Origin of the sequence: Citricoccus sp. NPDC079358, from assembly GCF_040702545.1 — a bacterium.
Classification (GTDB): domain Bacteria; phylum Actinomycetota; class Actinomycetes; order Actinomycetales; family Micrococcaceae; genus Citricoccus.
On the sequence record NZ_JBFBLI010000002.1, the window covers coordinates 133,305 to 150,823 of the forward strand.

Annotated in this window: 11 protein-coding genes; 8 read left to right on the forward strand and 3 right to left on the reverse strand. The window is 71.5% G+C overall.

The annotated features are described in order from the left end of the window. The first annotated feature begins 16 nt into the window (after positions 1–16). From AB0333_RS03045 to cydC, 3 genes are all read left to right on the forward strand, one after another. Positions 17–1,612, forward strand: a complete 1,596-nt coding sequence (locus AB0333_RS03045; RefSeq protein ID WP_366217290.1) for a cytochrome ubiquinol oxidase subunit I — start codon at positions 17–19, stop codon at positions 1,610–1,612. Between the two features lie 97 nt (positions 1,613–1,709). After that, entirely contained in the window at positions 1,710–2,729 is a 1,020-nt protein-coding gene (gene cydB / locus AB0333_RS03050) for a cytochrome d ubiquinol oxidase subunit II (protein ID WP_366217557.1), read from the forward strand. Continuing rightward, on the forward strand, positions 2,726–6,508 hold the full coding sequence (gene cydC, locus AB0333_RS03055) for a thiol reductant ABC exporter subunit CydC (RefSeq protein WP_366217291.1): 3,783 nt from the start codon (positions 2,726–2,728) through the stop codon (positions 6,506–6,508). The genes cydB and cydC overlap by 4 nt, the downstream gene beginning before the upstream one ends. On the opposite strand, the gene AB0333_RS03060 is transcribed toward cydC, so the two are convergent. Continuing rightward, on the reverse strand, positions 6,495–9,257 hold the full coding sequence (locus AB0333_RS03060; RefSeq protein ID WP_366217292.1) for a DNA topoisomerase IV subunit A: 2,763 nt from the start codon (positions 9,255–9,257) through the stop codon (positions 6,495–6,497). The two genes, cydC and AB0333_RS03060, sit on opposite strands and share 14 nt — an antisense overlap. A 95-nt stretch (positions 9,258–9,352) precedes the next feature. Here AB0333_RS03060 and AB0333_RS03065 point away from each other — a divergent pair, with 95 nt between their 5' ends. The 3 genes from AB0333_RS03065 to AB0333_RS03075 all read left to right on the forward strand — a co-directional run bounded on the left by AB0333_RS03065 (position 9,353) and on the right by AB0333_RS03075 (position 14,097). Continuing rightward, complete coding sequence (locus AB0333_RS03065; RefSeq protein WP_366217293.1) at positions 9,353–12,073, forward strand: GNAT family N-acetyltransferase; 2,721 nt, start codon at positions 9,353–9,355, stop codon at positions 12,071–12,073. 207 nt (positions 12,074–12,280) lie between these two features. Continuing rightward, positions 12,281–12,862 (forward strand): DUF5998 family protein, encoded by a 582-nt coding sequence (locus AB0333_RS03070; RefSeq protein ID WP_366217558.1) that lies wholly within the window; start codon positions 12,281–12,283, stop codon positions 12,860–12,862. Continuing rightward, a complete protein-coding gene (locus AB0333_RS03075; protein ID WP_366217294.1) occupies positions 12,859–14,097 on the forward strand; it encodes a nucleotide pyrophosphatase/phosphodiesterase family protein in 1,239 nt (412 codons plus the stop codon). The genes AB0333_RS03070 and AB0333_RS03075 overlap by 4 nt, the downstream gene beginning before the upstream one ends. Positions 14,098–14,182: 85 nt before the next feature. Here AB0333_RS03075 and sepH read toward each other — a convergent pair whose 3' ends face one another. After that, positions 14,183–15,604, reverse strand: a complete 1,422-nt coding sequence (gene sepH / locus AB0333_RS03080) for a septation protein SepH (protein WP_366217295.1) — start codon at positions 15,602–15,604, stop codon at positions 14,183–14,185. A gap of 324 nt (positions 15,605–15,928) precedes the next feature. Between sepH and AB0333_RS03085 the strand changes: the two genes are divergently transcribed. Continuing rightward, the gene (locus AB0333_RS03085) at positions 15,929–16,228 is read left to right on the forward strand and encodes a DUF4193 domain-containing protein (protein ID WP_159554876.1); all 300 of its coding nucleotides are present in this window, start codon (positions 15,929–15,931) and stop codon (positions 16,226–16,228) included. A gap of 98 nt (positions 16,229–16,326) precedes the next feature. Here the strand turns inward: AB0333_RS03085 and AB0333_RS03090 are convergent, their stop codons facing one another. Then, positions 16,327–16,851: a DUF3093 domain-containing protein gene (locus AB0333_RS03090; protein ID WP_366217296.1), complete on the reverse strand. Its 525-nt coding sequence runs from the start codon at positions 16,849–16,851 to the stop codon at positions 16,327–16,329. 200 nt (positions 16,852–17,051) lie between these two features. Here AB0333_RS03090 and dut point away from each other — a divergent pair, with 200 nt between their 5' ends. Continuing rightward, complete coding sequence (dut, locus tag AB0333_RS03095; protein ID WP_366217559.1) at positions 17,052–17,495, forward strand: dUTP diphosphatase; 444 nt, start codon at positions 17,052–17,054, stop codon at positions 17,493–17,495. Positions 17,496–17,519: the final 24 nt, after the last annotated feature.

Consider the following 17,519-nt stretch of genomic DNA (forward strand, 5'->3'; position numbering starts at 1 on the left):
AGGGAAGGGTGTACCCATGGATCCCCTGGACATTGCCCGGTGGCAGTTCGGCATCACCACCGTGTATCACTTCATGATGGTTCCGCTGACCATCGGGCTGGGCCTGGTGGTGGCCACCCTGCAGACCATGTGGCACCGCACCGGCCGGGAGCACTACCTGCGGATGACGAAGTTCTGGGGGAAGCTCTTCCTCATCAACTTCATCATGGGCGTGGCCACCGGACTGGTGCAGGAGTTCCAGTTCGGGATGGCCTGGTCCGAGTACTCCCGCTTCGTCGGGGATGTGTTCGGGGCTCCGTTGGCGCTGGAGGCGCTCATGGCGTTCTTCCTGGAGTCCGTGTTCCTGGGGCTGTGGATCTTCGGCTGGCAGCGGTTGCCGAAGGGGGTGCACCTGGCCTCGATCTGGTGCGCCGTCATCGGGACCGTGTTCTCGGCCTACTTCATCGTGGCCGCCAACGCGTGGATGCAGCACCCCGTCGGCGTCGAGATGGTGGACGGCCGCCCGGTGATGAACGACATCTGGGCGGTGCTGACCAACAACACCCTGCTCCTGATGTTCCCGCACACCATCGCCGGCGCCCTGGCCGTGGCCGGGTCCTTCCTGCTGGGCATCGCCTGGTATCACCTGTGGAAGCGCCGGCGGGACGGCATCGACACCGTAGCGGCGGACGGCACCGTGATCGTCGGCAGCACCGGCTCGAAGGCGCGCGACGAGACCGACTACCGGGTCTGGTACTCCTCCCTGCGCTGGGGAGCCTGGATCGCCCTCGCGGCCTTCCTGGGCAGTGCCTTCACGGGGCACGCCCTGGCCCAGATGGTGATCCAGCAGCAGCCGCTGAAGATGGCCGCGGCGGAGGCCGCCTGCCAGGACGGCACGGGGTTTTCCCTCCTGGCCGTGGGGGACCTCCGCTCGGACGGGGCCACCGACTGCGATGATGTGGTCGGCGTCTTCGAGGTCCCCGGCCTGCTGTCCTTCCTGGCCTACAACGACTTCACCACCGACGTGGCCGGCGTGAACACCCTCATCCCGCAGTACCAGGAGGACTACGGCACCCATCTGCCGGACGACCCGATGTACGGCGAGCGTGCCGGCCAGGAGATCGACTATCTGCCGGTCATGGAGGTCACCTACTGGGGCTTCCGCATCATGATCACCTTCGGTGGTCTCGCGGCGCTGGCGGCGGCCCTGGCGCTGTGGCTGACGCGCAAGGGCACCGTCCCGGCCTCCAAGCCGCTGATGCGATTGGCCGTGTTCGGCATCCTGGCCCCGTTCGGCGCCAATGCGGCCGGGTGGATCTTCACCGAGATGGGACGCCAGCCATTCGTGGTGGCCCCCAACCCCGACCTCACCGGAGTCGACCAGGTCTGGATGTACACGGCCGCGGCCGTGTCTCCGGGGGTGGGCGCGGGCGAGTTGTTGTTCTCGCTCATCCTCCTCACCACCATCTACGCGGTGCTCCTGGTCGTGGAGGTCGTCCTGCTCACCCGCTACGTCAAGGGCGGGGTGGCGGCCGGCATGCCTGAGCTCACGCAGGATGAACACGATGACGACGCCGGCGGCGCGGGAAAGGACGGCCCCGTTGACTCCGATGTCCTCGCCTTCGCGTACTGACGGTGCCTCTGTGAGCGCACTGAACGCACTGCCCGCCCCGACTGCCCGGCCCGTTCCGGCCGCCCCGACCCCCGAGAGGTAGACCGCCATGGAATCGATCGAGTTCCTTCCCACCTTCTGGTTCGTCCTGGTGACCGTGCTCTGGGTGGGCTACCTCTTCCTCGACGGCTTCGACCTCGGCGTCGGCATGCTAATGCGGGGCTGGGCCCGCAATGAGAGCCAGCGACGGGTCATCCTCAACACCATCGGCCCGGTCTGGGATGGCAACGAGGTCTGGTTGGTCACCGCGGCGGGGGCCATGTTCGCCGCCTTTCCGCTCTGGTACGCGGCCCTGTTCGCCGGCCTCTACATCCCGCTGACGATGACCCTGCTGGCCCTGATCCTCCGGGCCGTCTCCATCGAGTACCGTGGCAAGGCCCTGACCGCCCGGACGCGGGACCGCTGGGACTGGTGCATGGCCGGCGGCTCGGCCGTGGCCGCCTTCAGCATCGGCCTGATGCTCGCTGTGTCGACCACGGGCCTGCCACTGAACGCCAACGGGGACCGCGTGGGCGGGGCGTTCGCCTGGCTGTCCTGGGAGGGTGTGCTCGGAGGCCTGGCCGTCGTCGGGTTCTCGCTGGCCATGGGCTGGGCCTTCCTGGGTCTGAAGACCGACGGCGCCCCGCGGGAGGCTGCACATCGCCACCTCACCCGCTGGCTGCCCCTCTACCTGCTGCCGATGGGCGCATGGGGCGTGGTGGTGGTCTCACGCCAGGACAGCCTCGTCCCGTGGATGCTGCTGGGCCTGGCCCTGTCCGCCGCCCTGGGAGCCCTGATGGCGGCCCAGCTCCGCCGCGAGGGCTGGACCTTCATCGCACTGGGCGCCTCCCTCGTGGCCGGCGCCGCCGGCCTCTTCCTGGCGGTGTTCCCCGTGGTGCTGCCCTCCACCGTGGACCCGGCTTTCAACCTCACGGCCATGAACGCCTCCTCCTCGGAGTACACGCTGAACTTCATGGCCTGGGTCGCCGTGATCATGGTGCCGATCATCCTGGCCTATTCGGCCTTCGTGTACTGGGTCTTCCGGAAGCGGTTGCACGAGACGCACATCCCGGAGTCACACGTGGTGACACCGGTGTGAGACCCGAACTGCCCACCTCCCGTTCCGGTCGGGCGGCCCTGGCCGTGCTGGCCCTGCTGGCCGGGGTCAAGGCCGCCGGCTGGATCCTGCTCGCCACGGCCCTGGCCCGCGGCATCACCTGGCTGGCCGAGCGCCTGCCCGCTCCGGAGAGCAGCAACCTCCTCGGCTTGCTCTTCGCACCGGACCCGGCGTCCTACGACCCACTCACCCACGGGCTGCTCTCGGATGCAGCCGGCACCACCCTCGCCCAGGTCCTGGCCCTGGGGCTGGCCGGCGTCCTCGCCCGGGCCGCCGCCACCTGGGGACAGCAGGTGTTCTCCCGCCGTGCCGCCCTGGGCGCCAAGGAGGAACTGCGCCACCGGATGGTCGCCCACCGCCTGGTTTCTGCCGGTGACGGGGCGGAGCGGGCAGGGGAGGACTCCGTGCTCGCCTCCTCCGGCCTGGACGGGCTCGACAAGTACTTCACCCAGTACCTGCCCGCCCTGCTGACCGCCGCGGTCATGCCGCTCGTGCTCGGGGTGTGGGTCCTCACCCACGACTGGGTCTCGGCCCTGGTGCTGGTGTTGACGATCCCCCTCATCCCCGTGTTCATGGTCCTCATCGGCCAGTACACCGAGGATCGTGTCCAGCAGGCCGCCGAGGGACTGGACCGGCTGTCCCACCACGTGCTGGAGCTGGCGCGGGGCCTGCCCGTCCTGGTCGGCCTGCGCAGGGCCGGCACACAGCGCCAGGCGTTGGCGGGAGTCTCGGACCGCTACCGCATCACCACCATGACCACGCTCAAGACGGCCTTCATGTCCGGCTTCGCCCTCGAGCTGATCAGCACCCTGTCCGTGGCCGTGGTCGCCGTCTTCATCGGCGTGCGGTTGGTCTACGGGGACCTCGACCTCTACAGCGGGCTGCTGGTACTCACCCTCGCCCCCGAGGTCTACCTGCCCTTCCGGGACATCGGCTCCGCCCACCACGCCTCCGAGGACGGGGTGGAGGCCCTGCGACGCGCCCGCGCCGACCTCGACCGTCCCGTCCCGGCCTCGCTCTCGGACATCCTCGGCAGGGCCGTCGTGCCGACCGGAGTGCCGGCCAGAGAGCCGGCTGCAGCACCGGTCGCCACAGCAGCCACCGGCCAGGGTGCGGGCCCGGTCGCAGACCGATCTGCCCACGCGAGGGAGGACCGGCTGGTCCTCCGAGGTCTGGGCATCGCCTACCGGGACCCCGACGGCGGGACGTTCCCGGCCGTCGTCGGGCACCTGGGCCTCGACCTGGCCCCGGGTGAACTGACCGTCCTCGGCGGGCCCAGCGGGACGGGCAAGACGACGGTCCTGTCCGCCCTCGCCGGGGTGCTGCGGGACAGCGAGGCCGAATTCACCGGCACGGCCGCGGGGCTGGCCGGCCGGCGCGTGGCCTGGCTCAGCCAGCACCCCGCGTTCAGCGAGCCGACGGTGGGCGCCGAGCTGGCGCTGTACGCCGCGGCGTCCGCGGGGCCGGATGGCGCGGTGGGCCGGGACCGCGACCATGGCCTCCTGGTGGCCGAGGCACTCGCCGCCTGCGGCCTCGACGGCTTCGCACCCCGCCATCCGGACGAGCTCAGCCCCGGGGAACGACGCCGGCTCGGCCTGGCCCGCGTGCTGGTCCGCCTGATGGCGGCTCCCGCCGGGGACTCCGACGCCTGGCTGATCGTCCTGGACGAGCCGACGGCCCACCTCGATGCCGAGAACGCCCAGCGGATCCGCGCCGTCCTGGCCGCGCTGCGCTCCGGGCGCCTCCCGGGAGGCCGTGCCGTGGAGGCCATCCTGCTCGTGGCCGCGCATGATCCCGACCTGCAGGCGCTCGCGGACACCGTCATCGGTGCCGCTGCGGGCGAACCGCAGGCGCCGGCGGTTTCGCGCGGACCGCAAGGGGCATCGCTCGCGCAGGAGCCGCTGGCCGCTGCCGCGCCCGTGACGCTGGCGGTGGACCGCGGCGCTAGCGTTGTTGCCCCTGTTGCCCCTGTTGCCCCTGTTGCCCCTGCTGTCGCCACCGACGCCGGCTCTCAGGCCGGGGGCGGAGCCTGGCGCCGTTGGCGTGCCTGGATCCGGCTTTTGCCGCTGACGGAGCGGACGTTCATCGCCGGGGTGTCCTGGGCCACGGCGGCCACGCTGGCCGCGGCGCTGCTGTCCGCCCTTTCCGGGTGGCTGATTGTCCAGGCGGCCTACCAGCCGCCCGTGCTCTACCTGCTCTCGGTGATCGTCCTGGTGCGGTTCTTCGGCATCGGACGCGCCCTGTTCCGCTATCTCGAACGGTTGGACACCCATGACGCGGTGCTGGCCTGGGCGAACCGGATCCGGCTGCGGCTGTGGGACGCCCTCGGCTCGCAGGCGGCCCAGTGGGGCCGGTTGACCCGTTCCGGCGGGGCGCTGTCCGTGCTGGTGGCGGACGTGGACGAGCTGCGCGATGCGCTGCCGCGCGTGATCGTCCCGGTCCCGGCCGCCATCATCAGTTGGCTGATCACCGTCCTCATCGTGGTCCTGATGGCCCCGGCGGCCTGGTGGCCTGCGGTGGTTGCCGGACTGGCCGGCCTGGTGCTGGTGCCGCTCGTGGTGGGGCTGGCCGACCGGCAGACCACCCGCGCCCTGACGGACCACCGGACCGGGCTGCTGCAGCGCACCACCGCCCTGTTCGCGGCGGCCCCGGACCTGGCCGGCAATGGCGCGGCATCACTCGCCGCGGACCGGTTCGGGGCCGCCGACCGCGCTGCGGACCGCCCCCTGAAGCGCAATGCGGCGGCCGCCGGGCTCGGGCAGGCCCTCGCGTCCCTGCTCTCCGGCTGGGCTGCCGTGCAGACGCTGGTGCTCTGCGTCCAGAACGGCGTGACCGCACCGGTCACCGCCATGGTCGTGTTCCTGCTGCTGGCCCTCGCCGAGCCGCTGGGCCTCTACAGCACGGCGTGTCAGGAGACGGCGATCCTGGCCCGGCAGCTGGCCAAGACCGCACCCCTGCTCACGGCAGGGACAGACGCGGCGACTGCCTCGGACACTGGCCCGAGCGCCAGCCCGGCGATCGTCACCGAAGCCGCCACCGGACCCGGCGCCGCACAGGTCTCCGACACCGGCGCCGCTCCGGTTTCCGTCACCGGACTCGAGCTCTCGGGGGCGGCCGTGCGCTACCCCGGGGCGGCGACGGACGTCTTCCGGGACCTGGACCTGACGGTCCACCGTGGCCAGCTCGCGGTCGTGACTGGCCCCTCGGGCTCCGGGAAGTCGACCCTGTTGGCCGTCCTGCTCGGCTTCCTGCGGCCACGGCAGGGCCGGTACACCCTGGGGACCGCCGGTGGCCCGGTGGTCTCGGGGGATGCCGCCCTGGGTGCCGTGGCCTGGTGCCCGCAGGACGCCTACCTGTTCGACTCCACGCTGCGGTCCAACCTGAACCTGGCCCGGGATCCGCAGGATCGTCCCGCGGACGGTGAGCTCATCACGGTCCTGGAGCTGGTGGGTCTGGGGGACTGGCTGGCCGCCGCCCCGCACGGACTGGACACGCGGGTCGGCCCTTCCGGGCACTTCCTCTCCGGCGGCCAGCGCCAGCGGGTGGCCGTCGCCCGGGCGCTCCTGGCCCGCGCCGACGTCGTGCTCCTGGACGAACCGACGGCGCACCTGGGAGCCGACGAGGCGGCCGACCTGGTCGCGGACCTGCGCGCCGCCCTGGCGGACCGCACGGCCGTGATGGTGACCCACGACCGCCGGTTCGCCGACTCCGGCCAGGTGCACCTGGAGCTGGCCGGAGGCGGAGGGATTAGTCCCCGGTGATCACCGCGTCGGAGCCGGCCGCGAAGGGGTCGGTGTCCGTCGGCGCCTCGGCCAGGCCGCGGCGCCCCTCGGTCTCGCCGAACAGCGTCTCGCCGAAGAGTGCCTGCTCCGTGCTGTCCGCAACGCCGCTGCCCTCCGGCTGAGCGCCGGCGGACGCGCCGTCGGCAGCAGCGCCAGCGGCGGAATCCGGGGCGGTCCCGACCGGAGAGGACCCGGCTCCGACGGCCTCGACGAGCTGGTCCATGGCCAGGCCGGAGCCGTCCCGGGGGCCGTACTCTGCCGGCAGGGCCCGGGCCACACCCTGGGCCGAGGCACCGAGAGCGGGCTCGGCCCCGGCCCACGCCAGGGACAGCAGGGTCTCGCCCTTGAGCAACCGGTGGGCGCGGACACCGCCGGTGGCGCGGCCCTTCGCCGGGTACTCGTCCAGCGGGGTCCTCTTCACTGACCCCGGGACGGTCCCGGGGAGGGTGTCCTCACCGGTCGCCACGGTCACGACGACGGCCCGGTGGCCTTCCGGAGTCTCCGCACCGACGGTGTCGGCCGGAACGGCGGAGAAGGCGATGACGGCATCGTCCGCCGCCACCTTGAGGCCGGCCATGCCCCCGGCGGTACGGCCCTGCGGCCGCACCAGCGATGCGGCATAGCGCAGCAGTTGGCCCTTGCGGGTGATGAAGACCAGCTGGTCCTCATCCCGGGCGGTGCCGGCACCGACGACCACATCGTTGCCCTTAAGTGCGATGGCGTCGAAGTCGTCCCGGTTCAGCGGCCACTCGGGGTTGACGCGCTTGACGATGCCGTTCCGGGTGCCCAGGGCGAGCACGGTGTTCAGCGGAACCAGGGCCACGAGCGATTCGCCGCGCTGCAGGGTGAGGAAGTCCTTGACCTTCACGCCCGCGGTGAGATTTGGGGTGGGGGAGGTCTCCGTCAGGGCCGGGATGTCCACGACCTGCACGCGCTGGATGCGCCCTGACGAGGTGAGGGCGCCGATCTCGCCCCGCGCCGTCGCCGGGACCACCGAGCGGTAGGCGTCATGGCGCTGGCGGCGCCCGGCCGTGGACAACGGGGTGTCATCGGCGGTTCGCGCCAGCTGGCCCGCCGTGCTGAGCACCACCCAGCACGGGGTGTCCGGGACCATGAGCCCGTCCGCGCCGCCACCGGGCAGGGCGGCCCGGGACGAGGCACCCGCACCCACCGCCGGGGTGGTCCCGGCGGTGGCGCTGACGGGCGCCAGGTTCTCGGACTCCAGCAGCACCGTGCGGCGGTCGTCGCCGTGCTCCTCGGCGACGTCCGCCAGCTCACCGGAGACGAGGTCGCGCAGCCGCTGCTCCGAGGCGAGGATGGCCTCGAGCTCGGCGATCGCCTGCTGCAGTTCGTCCTGCTCGGCCTCGAGGTCGAGCCGGGAGTACTTCGTCAGCTGACGCAGGCGCAGCTCGAGGATGTGGTTGGCCTGGATCTCTGTCAGGTCGAAGACGCTCATCAGCCGGGTCCGGGCCGCCGCCGTGTCATCCGAGGTGCGGATGATTTGGATGACCTCGTCGATGTCCACTAGGGCCAGCAGCAGACCCTCGACCAGGTGCAGGCGGTCCTGCTTCTTGCCCAACCGGTAGGCGCTGCGCCGGCGGACCACGTCGATCCGGTGGTCCACGTACACCTGCAGCAGCTCCTGCAGGCCGAGCGTGCGGGGCTGGCCGTCCACGAGGGCCACGTTGTTGATGCCGAAGGACTCCTCCAGCGGCGTGGTCTTGTACAGCTGGGCCAGGACGCCCTGGGGATGGAAGCCGCTCTTGAGCTCGATGACGAGCTGGAGGCCGTTCTTGCGGTCCGTCAGGTCCAGGACGTCCGCGATGCCCGTGAGCTTCTTCGCGTTGACGGCGTCCTTGATCTTCTCGATCACCTTCTCCGGTCCGACGCCGTAGGGCAGCTCGGTGACCACCAGACCCGTCTTGCGGGCAGTCACCTGCTCCACGGCGACCTTGGCGCGCATCTTGAAGGAGCCGCGCCCGGCCGCGTAGGCGTCCCGCACCCCGTCCAGGCCCACGATGCGGCCGCCGGAGGGCAGGTCAGGCCCGGGGACGTGTTCCATGAGGTCCGCCAGGGTCGCCTCGGGATGGGCGAGCAGGTGGCGGGCCGCGGCGATCACCTCCCGCAGGTTGTGCGGTGCCATGTTGGTGGCCATGCCGACCGCGATGCCGGAAGCGCCGTTGACGAGCAGGTTCGGGAACGCTGCGGGCAGCACAGCGGGCTGCAGGAACTGATTGTCGTAGTTCGGCACGAAGTCCACCACGTCCTCGTCCAGCGAGGTGGTCATGGCCAGGGCGGCCGGAGCGAGCCGGGCCTCCGTGTAGCGCGGGGCGGCAGGGCCGTCATCGAGGGAGCCGAAGTTGCCGTGCCCGTCCACCAGCGGCAGGCGCTGGGAGAACGGCTGGGCCAGGCGCACCATGGCGTCATAGATCGCCGTGTCCCCGTGCGGGTGCAGTTTGCCCATGACCTCGCCCACCACGCGGGCGGACTTCACATGGCCCTTGTCCGGGCGCAGCCCCATCTGGCTCATCATGTACAGGATCCGCCGCTGCACCGGCTTCATCCCGTCCCGGGCGTCCGGCAGGGCGCGGGAGTAGATCACCGAATACGCGTACTCGAGGAACGAGGTCTCCATCTCCGAGGAGACATCGATGTCCACGATGTTCTCCTGCTCCAGCGGGATCGCCTGGGCGGCCGGGGCGGAGTTTTTCTTGGGGGTACGGGCCATGGGGTGCTCTGAAGTCCTTGTCGGTCGCCGGTCGGTCGCGAGGCTGCCGCGAGAACGTGCCAGCGCGAGGGGCGGGAATTGTCTACTGTGATCCTATGGGTGAGAAGCCGAAAACCCCCGAATATCCGGCCTACTGGGAAGCCGATGTCGTCTTGAGGGACGGCACCACGGCACATCTGCGCCCGGTGCGGCCGGAGGATGCCTCGGGGCTGGCACGGATGCACGAGGGACAGTCACAGAGCTCCATCTACCTGCGTTTCTTCACCTTCAAGTCCTCCTTGTCCCGCAAGGAACTGGAGCGCTTCACCCACGTGGACTACCGGGACCGGGTCGCGTTCGTGGTGCTGCGCGGCGAGGAGATCCTGGGCATCGGCCGCTATGACCGGCTGGATGACCCCCTCGAGGCGGAGGTGGCTTTCAACATCTCCGACGCCTCCCAGGGCAAGGGCATCGGCTCGATCCTGATGGAGCACCTGGCCGTGGCCGCCCGCGAGAACGGCATCCGCCGGTTCACCGCCGAGGTGTTGCCGGAGAACCGCAAGATGCTCTCCGTCTTCCAGGACACCGGGTTCGAGGTCTCCCGGCACTTCGACGACGGCGTGGTCGCCGTCGCCTTCTCGATCGACCCGACCGCCCAGTCCCGTGCCGTCATGGAGTCCCGGGAGCACCGCGCCGAGGCCCGGTCCGTGGCGGAGCTACTCGCGCCCGAGGCCGTGGCCGTGATCGGCGCCAGCCGACAGTGGGGCTCCGTGGGCTTCGCCCTGCTGCAGAACATCATCGAGGGCGGGTACCCGGGGCCGGTCTACGGCATCAACCCCGAGGCGCTGGAAGTGGCCGGGATGATCTCCCGCGCCACCCTGGCCGAGGTCCCCGCGCCCATCGACCTCGCCGTCATCGCCGTCCCGGAGGCCGAGGTCCCCGCCGTGGTGCAGGACTGTGCCCGCCACGGTGTCAAGGGCCTGCTCGTGGTCACCACCGGATACGCCGACGCCGGGCGGGAGGGCCTGGTCCGCCAGCGCGCCCTGGTCCGCCAGGCCAGGGCCAACGGCATGCGCGTGATCGGCCCGGCCTCCGCCGGCCTGATCAACACCGCACCGGAGGTCTCCCTGAACGCCTCCGTGTCCCCCTTCCTGCCCGTGCGCGGGCCCGTGGGGCTGTTCTCCCAGTCCGCGGTCATCGGAGTCACCCTCTTCGCCGCGGCCCACCGCCGGGGCATCGGGCTGTCCTCCATGCTCTCGGCGGGCAACCGCGCGGATGTCTCCGGCAACGACGCCATGCAGTACTTCGAGGACGATCCGGCCACCGGCGCCGTGGGCGTCTACCTCGAGTCCTTCGGCAACCCCCGCAAGTTCTCCCGGATCGCCCGGCGCCTGTCCCGGTCCAAGCCCGTGGTGGTGGCACGCTCGGACGTGATGGGCCGGCGCCTGCCCCCCGGTCACGAGACCCGCACCACGCAGGCGCCCACCGGAGCGGTGGATTCCATGATGGAGCAGACCGGCGTCATCCAGGTCGAGAACCACGATGACCTGATGGACCTGATGCAGACCGTGGCCAGTCAGCCCCTGCCCGCGGGTCCCCGCGTGGGCGTGGTCGGCAACTCACTGGCCCTGAACCGGGTGGTCATGGACGCCGTGGAACACCACGGGCTGACCGTGGCGAGCACCGTCCTCGTCCCCGACCTGGACGCCGCGCACGTGGTGGACGAGGCGGTGCGGGCGGTGGGCCGCGCCGTGTCCGAGACCATCGCCTCCGGCGAGGTGGACGCCCTCCTGGTGGTCACCCAGGCCGGCATGCACCAGGAGGTGGGCGACGCCGACCGGCTGGCCGCCGCGCTCGAGGAGGCCTCCCGGGGCACGTCCGTCACGGTCCTGGCCTCGCTCACCGGCGTCCTGGACCTCACCTACCGTTCGGCCAGTCTGCGGGGTTCGGGGCCGTCCACCGAGGAGGGACTGCAGCGCGGGGTCCCCGTGTTCTCCTCGCCCGAACAGGCCGCCCGCGTCCTGTCCCGCCTCGTCTGGTACAGCGCCTGGCGGGAGGCCGAGGCCGGGGTGCCAGTGGAACCCGAGGGAGTCGACCGTGACCGCGCCGAAGACCTCATCGAGGGCTGGGCCACGCGCGCCCACGGCACCGACCTGGTCCGCCTCACGGCGGCCGAGGCCGGGGAGCTGCTCGCCTGCTACGGCATCCGGGTGCTGCCTTCGGCCCGCTTCACCACCGAGGACGAGGCCGTCCTCGCAGCCGACGGCCTGGGCTGGCCCGTGGCGGTCAAGGCCGTGGACTCCTACCTGCGCCACCGTCTGGACCTCGGCGGGGTGCGCCTGAACATCGTGGATGCCGAATCGCTGCGCCGCAACGTGGCCCAGATGCGTCAGGTCCTCGAGCCCTTCGGCAGCCCCGGCCTCGAGGTGCAGTCGATGGCGCCCTCCGGGCAGGCCTGCACCATCACCGCCCTCGAGGACCCGCTCCTGGGACCGGTGGTCTCCTTCGGCATCGCGGGGGACGCCGTGGACCTGCTGGACGACTGGGTCCACCGGGTGCCACCGCTGACCAACCAGGACCTGGACCGGATGATCCGCGCTCCGCGGGCCGCCGCCAAGCTCTTCGGCTACGGGGGGCTGCCCGCCGTGGACACGGACGCCCTGCAGGACCTCCTGGCCCGGGTGGCCGCCCTGAAGGACGACCACCCGCAGGTGGCCCGGATCCGGTTCAACCCGGTGCTGGCCTCGGACCGGGGCGTCACGGTCCTCTCCGCGGACATCGAGGTGGCCAATGCCGCCCGGCGCACCGACTCCGCGCGCCGGGCGATGCGGGACTGACCGGCTGGCCGGGGATGGCGCTCACGGCCCACCGGCGGGGCCCCTGCCGATAGCATGGACCCCATGACTCCACTGCGCAGGAATCCGGGATCGGGCCAGCAACCCTCCGGACACCACTCCTCGGGCAACGCCAACTCCGGGTCCGGGGCGGACGCCAACGCTCGGCAGCACCGCCCGGCACCACCGGCCGACGGCACCGGGGCCTCGATGCCCAGCCTCGGGGCGGACATCGAGCGCGCCGGATTCTACCCGGAGCTCGTGGCGGACGTCCTGGACTCCGTCCTGGACGGACGGGAGGTCTCGAGCCACCTGGTGCACGTGGACACGCACTTCGACTATGACGAGATCCACCGCCATATCACCGTGCTGGCGCTCGCCGGTGACATCGTGGCGGCCCTGCACCTGGACGACCAGGCGATGGACGACGCGGGCCGGCAGATCATGGCCCAGGTCTCCACCGAGGTGGTCCCCGTGCGCCGGATCGACTCCGTGGTGGCCACCACCATGCACCCGCAGCCGCAGAACTTCCGCCGTGGCGACCCGATCGCCGAGGTCACCCTGTCCGTGACCTGGGCCGGCGGTCAACGGCTCGACCTGGCACCGGCCGCCTGCGGTGATCCTGAGTGCGAGGCCGACCACGGGTACACCGGCACCTCCACGCGCGAGGACCTCGTCCTGCGGGTTGCCGCGGAGGCCGAGGGGCAGCAGGCCGTCGACCAGGCGCTGGCGTTCTATCGCGAACTGCGCCGGGCGACCACGGACGACACCGGGGTCCGGTCCGGCCGGTGACCTCCGCACCACCGCTGCCCGCAGGTCCTCCTTTTGCCGGCAGATCCCTCTCCGGCGTCCTCACCTCCGCCGCGGCGGCCCTCGGCGCCGACGGCTTCACCAACTCTCTGCAGCTGCCGCGCACCCGGCGCGCCGTCGTCGTCATGGTGGACGGGCTCGGCAAGGCGCTGCTGAAACGCTACGCCGGTCACGCCCCCTTCCTCCGGTCTGTCCTGGAGCGGGATGGGGCCACCCTGCAGGTCGCCTTCCCCACGACGACGGCCGCCTCCCTCTCGAGCCTCGGTACCGGGCTGGAGCCGGGCCGTCACGGTCTGGTCGGCTACGACGTCCTCGACCCGGAGCGGGACACGGTCATCAACCAGCTCGGCGGTTGGGACCCCCTGACGGCTCCGCGGCGATGGCAGCCGCATCCCACGGTGTTCGAACGTCTCGCCGCCACACGTCCTGCGCCCGCCGACGGTGCCGGTGATGCCGGTGACACCGGTCGGAGGGTCTCGGCCTTCGACGATCCCGGCGTGGACGCCGTGACTGTCTCCCTGCCGGCGTTCGATGGCTCGGCCCTGACGGAGGCGTCCCTGCGGGGCTCGCGGTTCGTCGGGGCCAAGACCCTGCAGGCCCGCTTCCAGAAGGCCAAGGAGGAACTGCACGCGGCCACCGGCCCGGTGCTGCTGTACCTCTACCTCAACGAACTGGACAAGGCCGGACACCAGCACGGGACCGGATCGGAGCAGTGGCTCTACGCGCTCGAGGAGATCGACGGTGCCGCCCGCCGCCTCAGTGCCGCCGTGCCACGGGACACGCTGCTCATGCTCACGGGAGACCACGGCATGGTGGATGTGCCCGAGTCCGGCAGGATCGACTACGCCGAGCTGCCGGCCCTGGTGGACGGCGTCCGGCACACGGCGGGGGAGCCCCGCTTCGTCCAGCTGCATTTCGAGGCGGACGCCTCGGCGACCGTGCGGGAGGCGACGGTGGCGGCGTGGCAGGAGGCCTTCGCCGACCAGGCGTGGATCCTGACCCGAGAAGAAGCCGTCCAGGCCGGGTGGTTCGGCGCGGTGGACGCACGGGTGGAACCGCGCATCGGCGATCTCCTGGTGGCGGCCCACGGACCGGTTGCCCTGTATGACGGCCGGAGGGTGGCACCGGCCGCCTTCGAGATGGTGGGCCACCACGGCGCCCCCACGCGGGCGGAGCGGGAGGTGCCCCTCCTGATGATGCACCGCCCCCGGCGCTGACGGCGGGGCCACAGCGGGTCCACTGCGAGATCACCAGCGGCACGGACCGCGGGGCCACCCGGTCCAGCAGCGGACCGGCGGGAGGTCAGTCGCCCTTGCGGCCGAAGACGATCTCGTCCCAGCTGGGCACCGAGGGCCGTTTCGACTTGGCCCCCGCGGTTCGGGCTCCGGGCTTGCGTCCCATCGTGCGGCCCTTGTCCCCGGCGGTCCTGGCGGGCTCGTCCTCACCGTTGCGGGTCCGCGGCGAGCCGTCGGCGCCGAAGTCCAGGGCGGTCTGGTCCGGATGCACCTCGGGGGCGGTCTGGTCGTCAGCGGCCCCGTGCTCGTCGGCTGCTGCCTCGGCGGGCCCCTCGTCCCCGCTGATCCCGCCGTCGGTGTCATCGCCGTGGGCGTGTCCGGAGTCGTCCTCCGCGACCGCCCAGGCGTCGTGGTCGGCGCTGCCAGCTGGTGTCGTGCGGCCGAATCGACGACCCCAGCGGCTCTTGCCGGTCTCGTCCGCGGCGTCTCCGTCGCCGTCGCCAGCGCCCCCCTCGGCGTTGCCCGTGTCGCCAGCCTCGTCAGCGACATCAGCCCCGTCATCCGGGTCGGACGGGCCGGAGGCGACGGTCAGTCGGGGCCGTGACGCCCCGGGGGAGGACTGCTCGTCACGGGTGAGCATCAGGGCCAGCTCGTCGTCGCCGTCCTCGTCCACGCCCAGGCGCTGACCGCGGCGGGCCCGCAAGACGTCCAGCAACTCGTCCTGCGAGTCCTGGTCCACGGCCGGGCGTGGACCGGCGGACGTGCTGGAGACGGCTGGCACCGGGGTCTCGTCCTCTTCCACGTTGAACGGCCGGTCGCCCACGGCGGAGAGCCGGCGTCCCCCGAACGGCCCGTCCAGCGGGTCGAGTTCGGAGAGGACCTGGGCCCAGCGGTTCTGGTTGTCGAGGTGCTGGCTGGACTGGCGGTACGTCCACAGGGCGGGGGACTGGTCACCGATCGCGGCGGCGGACCCGTCGTGTCCGTCCGTCGAGAAGTGGAGGCTGATGGTCCAGAAGCCCTCCGGGTTGCGCCAGGCATCCCACTGGGCCGTGGCCGGGTCCATGCCGAGGGACGTCAGCCGGTGGCGGACCATGTCACCCAAGAGGGCTGGTTCCTCGCCGAACGTGCTGCGGTACAGGTCGTGCCCGGTCTGAGGGGCCGCGACCTCGACCTGGCGGGCCAGGTGGGCGATCCAGTCGCGTTCGGCTAGGACCGGACCCTCGTACTTCCGGACCCGCTCGAGGTCCACTCCGGACTCGGCGGAGACCTCTTCAGCGGTGGCACCGGCACGGATGCGGGCCTGGATGTCACGCGGCGTCACCACTCCGGCGGCGGCATCGGCGGCGCGGGCGGAGGGCCGCCCGATGGGGCGGGTCGCTGCGGATCGCAGGGCCTCGGTCACCGGCAGGGAGAACTCCTCGCCGGCCTCGTTGCTCAACAGCAGGTGTCCGCCATCCTCCTGGACACCAACGAGACGGAGTTCCTGCATGTTTGTCCTCCACGGTCGGTCTACCCACATTCTCCCACCGACTTTGCCACGATTCGGCGGGGCATGCACCACGCCGGTCCGGTGTGGCGCGGATCCGTGGAGAGCCGCTGACGCGTGTCCGCTCTCAGCGATTTGGTTTTTCCCTGGACGTGGGGAACAATCTCCACGACGCGCAGACTGAAGCCAAGGCCCCGTGGGCCTTTTGCCCCGGTTTCTCGCGGCCGGTTTCCCCGCTATCCCCGGGGGTTCCGGAGACCTTGTCGCAACATCCCACCCACGGTCGGTCATCGCCGGCCACACCAGCGGAGCGTGAATACACCCCTTATGGCCACCGATTACGACGCGCCACGCAAGAACGAAGATGAGCTGAACGAGAGCTCCATCGAGGAACTGAAGAACCGCCGCACGGACACGCAGTCCGCCGTGGTGGACGAGGACGAGGCTGAGGCCGCGGAAGGCTTCGAGCTGCCCGGCGCCGATCTCTCCGGCGAGGAACTGATGGTCCGGGTGCTTCCCGCCCAGGCCGACGAGTTCACCTGCGCCTCCTGCTTCCTCGTGCGCCACCGTTCGCAGGTCGCCAAGGAGAAGGACGGCCTGCTGTTCTGCAAGGACTGCGAGGGCTGAGTCAGCGACTCTCCCTCGGGCTGCATTCCAGCCTTACACCACACAGGCCGGCCAGGTACTCCTGGCCGGCCTGTGGTGTTTCTGGGGTGTCTCTGGTCTCAGTCGGACTCGGCGTCGCGGGCCATGGTGCCACCGAGGATCTCGACGAGCTGCTCCGGGTTCCTCGTGCTGGTCAGCCAGTACGGGGTCCGGTCCCGCTGGTCCTCGATCTGGATGCGGACCACCGGGTCGATCCAGCCGCGGATGCACATGAAGGCCAGGCCGTGCAGGGCCGGTCCGCGCTGGTGGGTCGCATCGTCTCCGCGGTACCCGGTCACCGCGCCGACGTGGCGGCGCTCGATGCCGGCCCGGCCGACCTGCAGGGACCGCTCGGTGACCTGGATCCGGGGGGTGGAGAGCGTCAGCAGGATCGCGATGATCGCGAACACCACCACGGCGGCCACCAGGCCGATCTCCAGGCCGATCGGCACGAAGACCAGGATAGACATGCCGGAGATCATCAGGGCCATCAACCAGATCCACAGGGACGGACGCAGTTTCTCTTCATAGAGGACCCGATCGGGCGACTCCGGGCTGGGTGGCTGACCGGGCTGTCCCGCAGGGGCCGAGGAGGATTCACGCATGTCTTCTAGAATCCCACGTTTCGCGGGGCAGGGTGAATCGGCGCCGTCCCGGCGCCCTCCCGGCGCCGTGCCTCCATCGCCGGGCCGGGCCGGGACGGATCGGGGTTCTCCGGTACAGTGGCCGCGTGAATCAGCCAGCAGAGTCCCCTGACACGCCTTCCGTCGACGGTGCCGTGGAGCGTCCCACGATCGCCCTGACCATGCTCGACGACGGCATCGAACCTCCCGCGTACGCCCTTCCCGGGGACGCCGGTGCGGACCTGCGGACCACCGAGGACGTGGTGCTGGAACCGGGCACCCGCGCCCTGGTGCCGACCGGCGTCGCCCTGGCCCTGCCGGTGGGCTTCGTGGGACTGGTGCACCCGCGGTCCGGACTGGCCGTGCGCCAGGGGCTCAGCCTCGTCAACGCCCCCGGGACCATCGATGCCGGGTATCGGGGAGAGATCAAGGTGCCGCTGCTGAACACGGACCGGACGGAGACGATCCGGCTCCGTCGGGGGGACCGGATCGCCCAGTTGGTCATCCAGAGGGTGGCCCAGGCGCAGTTCGTGGTGGTGGACGAACTGCCCTCCTCGGACCGCGGCGCCGCGGGCTTCGGCTCCACCGGCGGATTCGGTGCGGACGGCCCGGGCCCCGGGGCATGACAGTTCTGCGGCGCCGCCGCACTG

What these genes read in the sequence shown, in the direction of transcription:
- AB0333_RS03045 (WP_366217290.1), top strand. Translation starts at nt 17, where the DNA reads ATGGATCCCCTGGACATTGCCCGGTGGCAGTTCGGCATCACCACCGTG.
- AB0333_RS03060 (WP_366217292.1), bottom strand. Translation starts at nt 9,257, where the DNA reads ATGGCCCGTACCCCCAAGAAAAACTCCGCCCCGGCCGCCCAGGCGATC.
- AB0333_RS03065 (WP_366217293.1), top strand. Translation starts at nt 9,353, where the DNA reads ATGGGTGAGAAGCCGAAAACCCCCGAATATCCGGCCTACTGGGAAGCC.
- AB0333_RS03070 (WP_366217558.1), top strand. Translation starts at nt 12,281, where the DNA reads ATGCCCAGCCTCGGGGCGGACATCGAGCGCGCCGGATTCTACCCGGAG.
- sepH (WP_366217295.1), bottom strand. Translation starts at nt 15,604, where the DNA reads ATGCAGGAACTCCGTCTCGTTGGTGTCCAGGAGGATGGCGGACACCTG.
- AB0333_RS03085 (WP_159554876.1), top strand. Translation starts at nt 15,929, where the DNA reads ATGGCCACCGATTACGACGCGCCACGCAAGAACGAAGATGAGCTGAAC.
- AB0333_RS03090 (WP_366217296.1), bottom strand. Translation starts at nt 16,851, where the DNA reads ATGCGTGAATCCTCCTCGGCCCCTGCGGGACAGCCCGGTCAGCCACCC.
- dut (WP_366217559.1), top strand. Translation starts at nt 17,052, where the DNA reads ATGCTCGACGACGGCATCGAACCTCCCGCGTACGCCCTTCCCGGGGAC.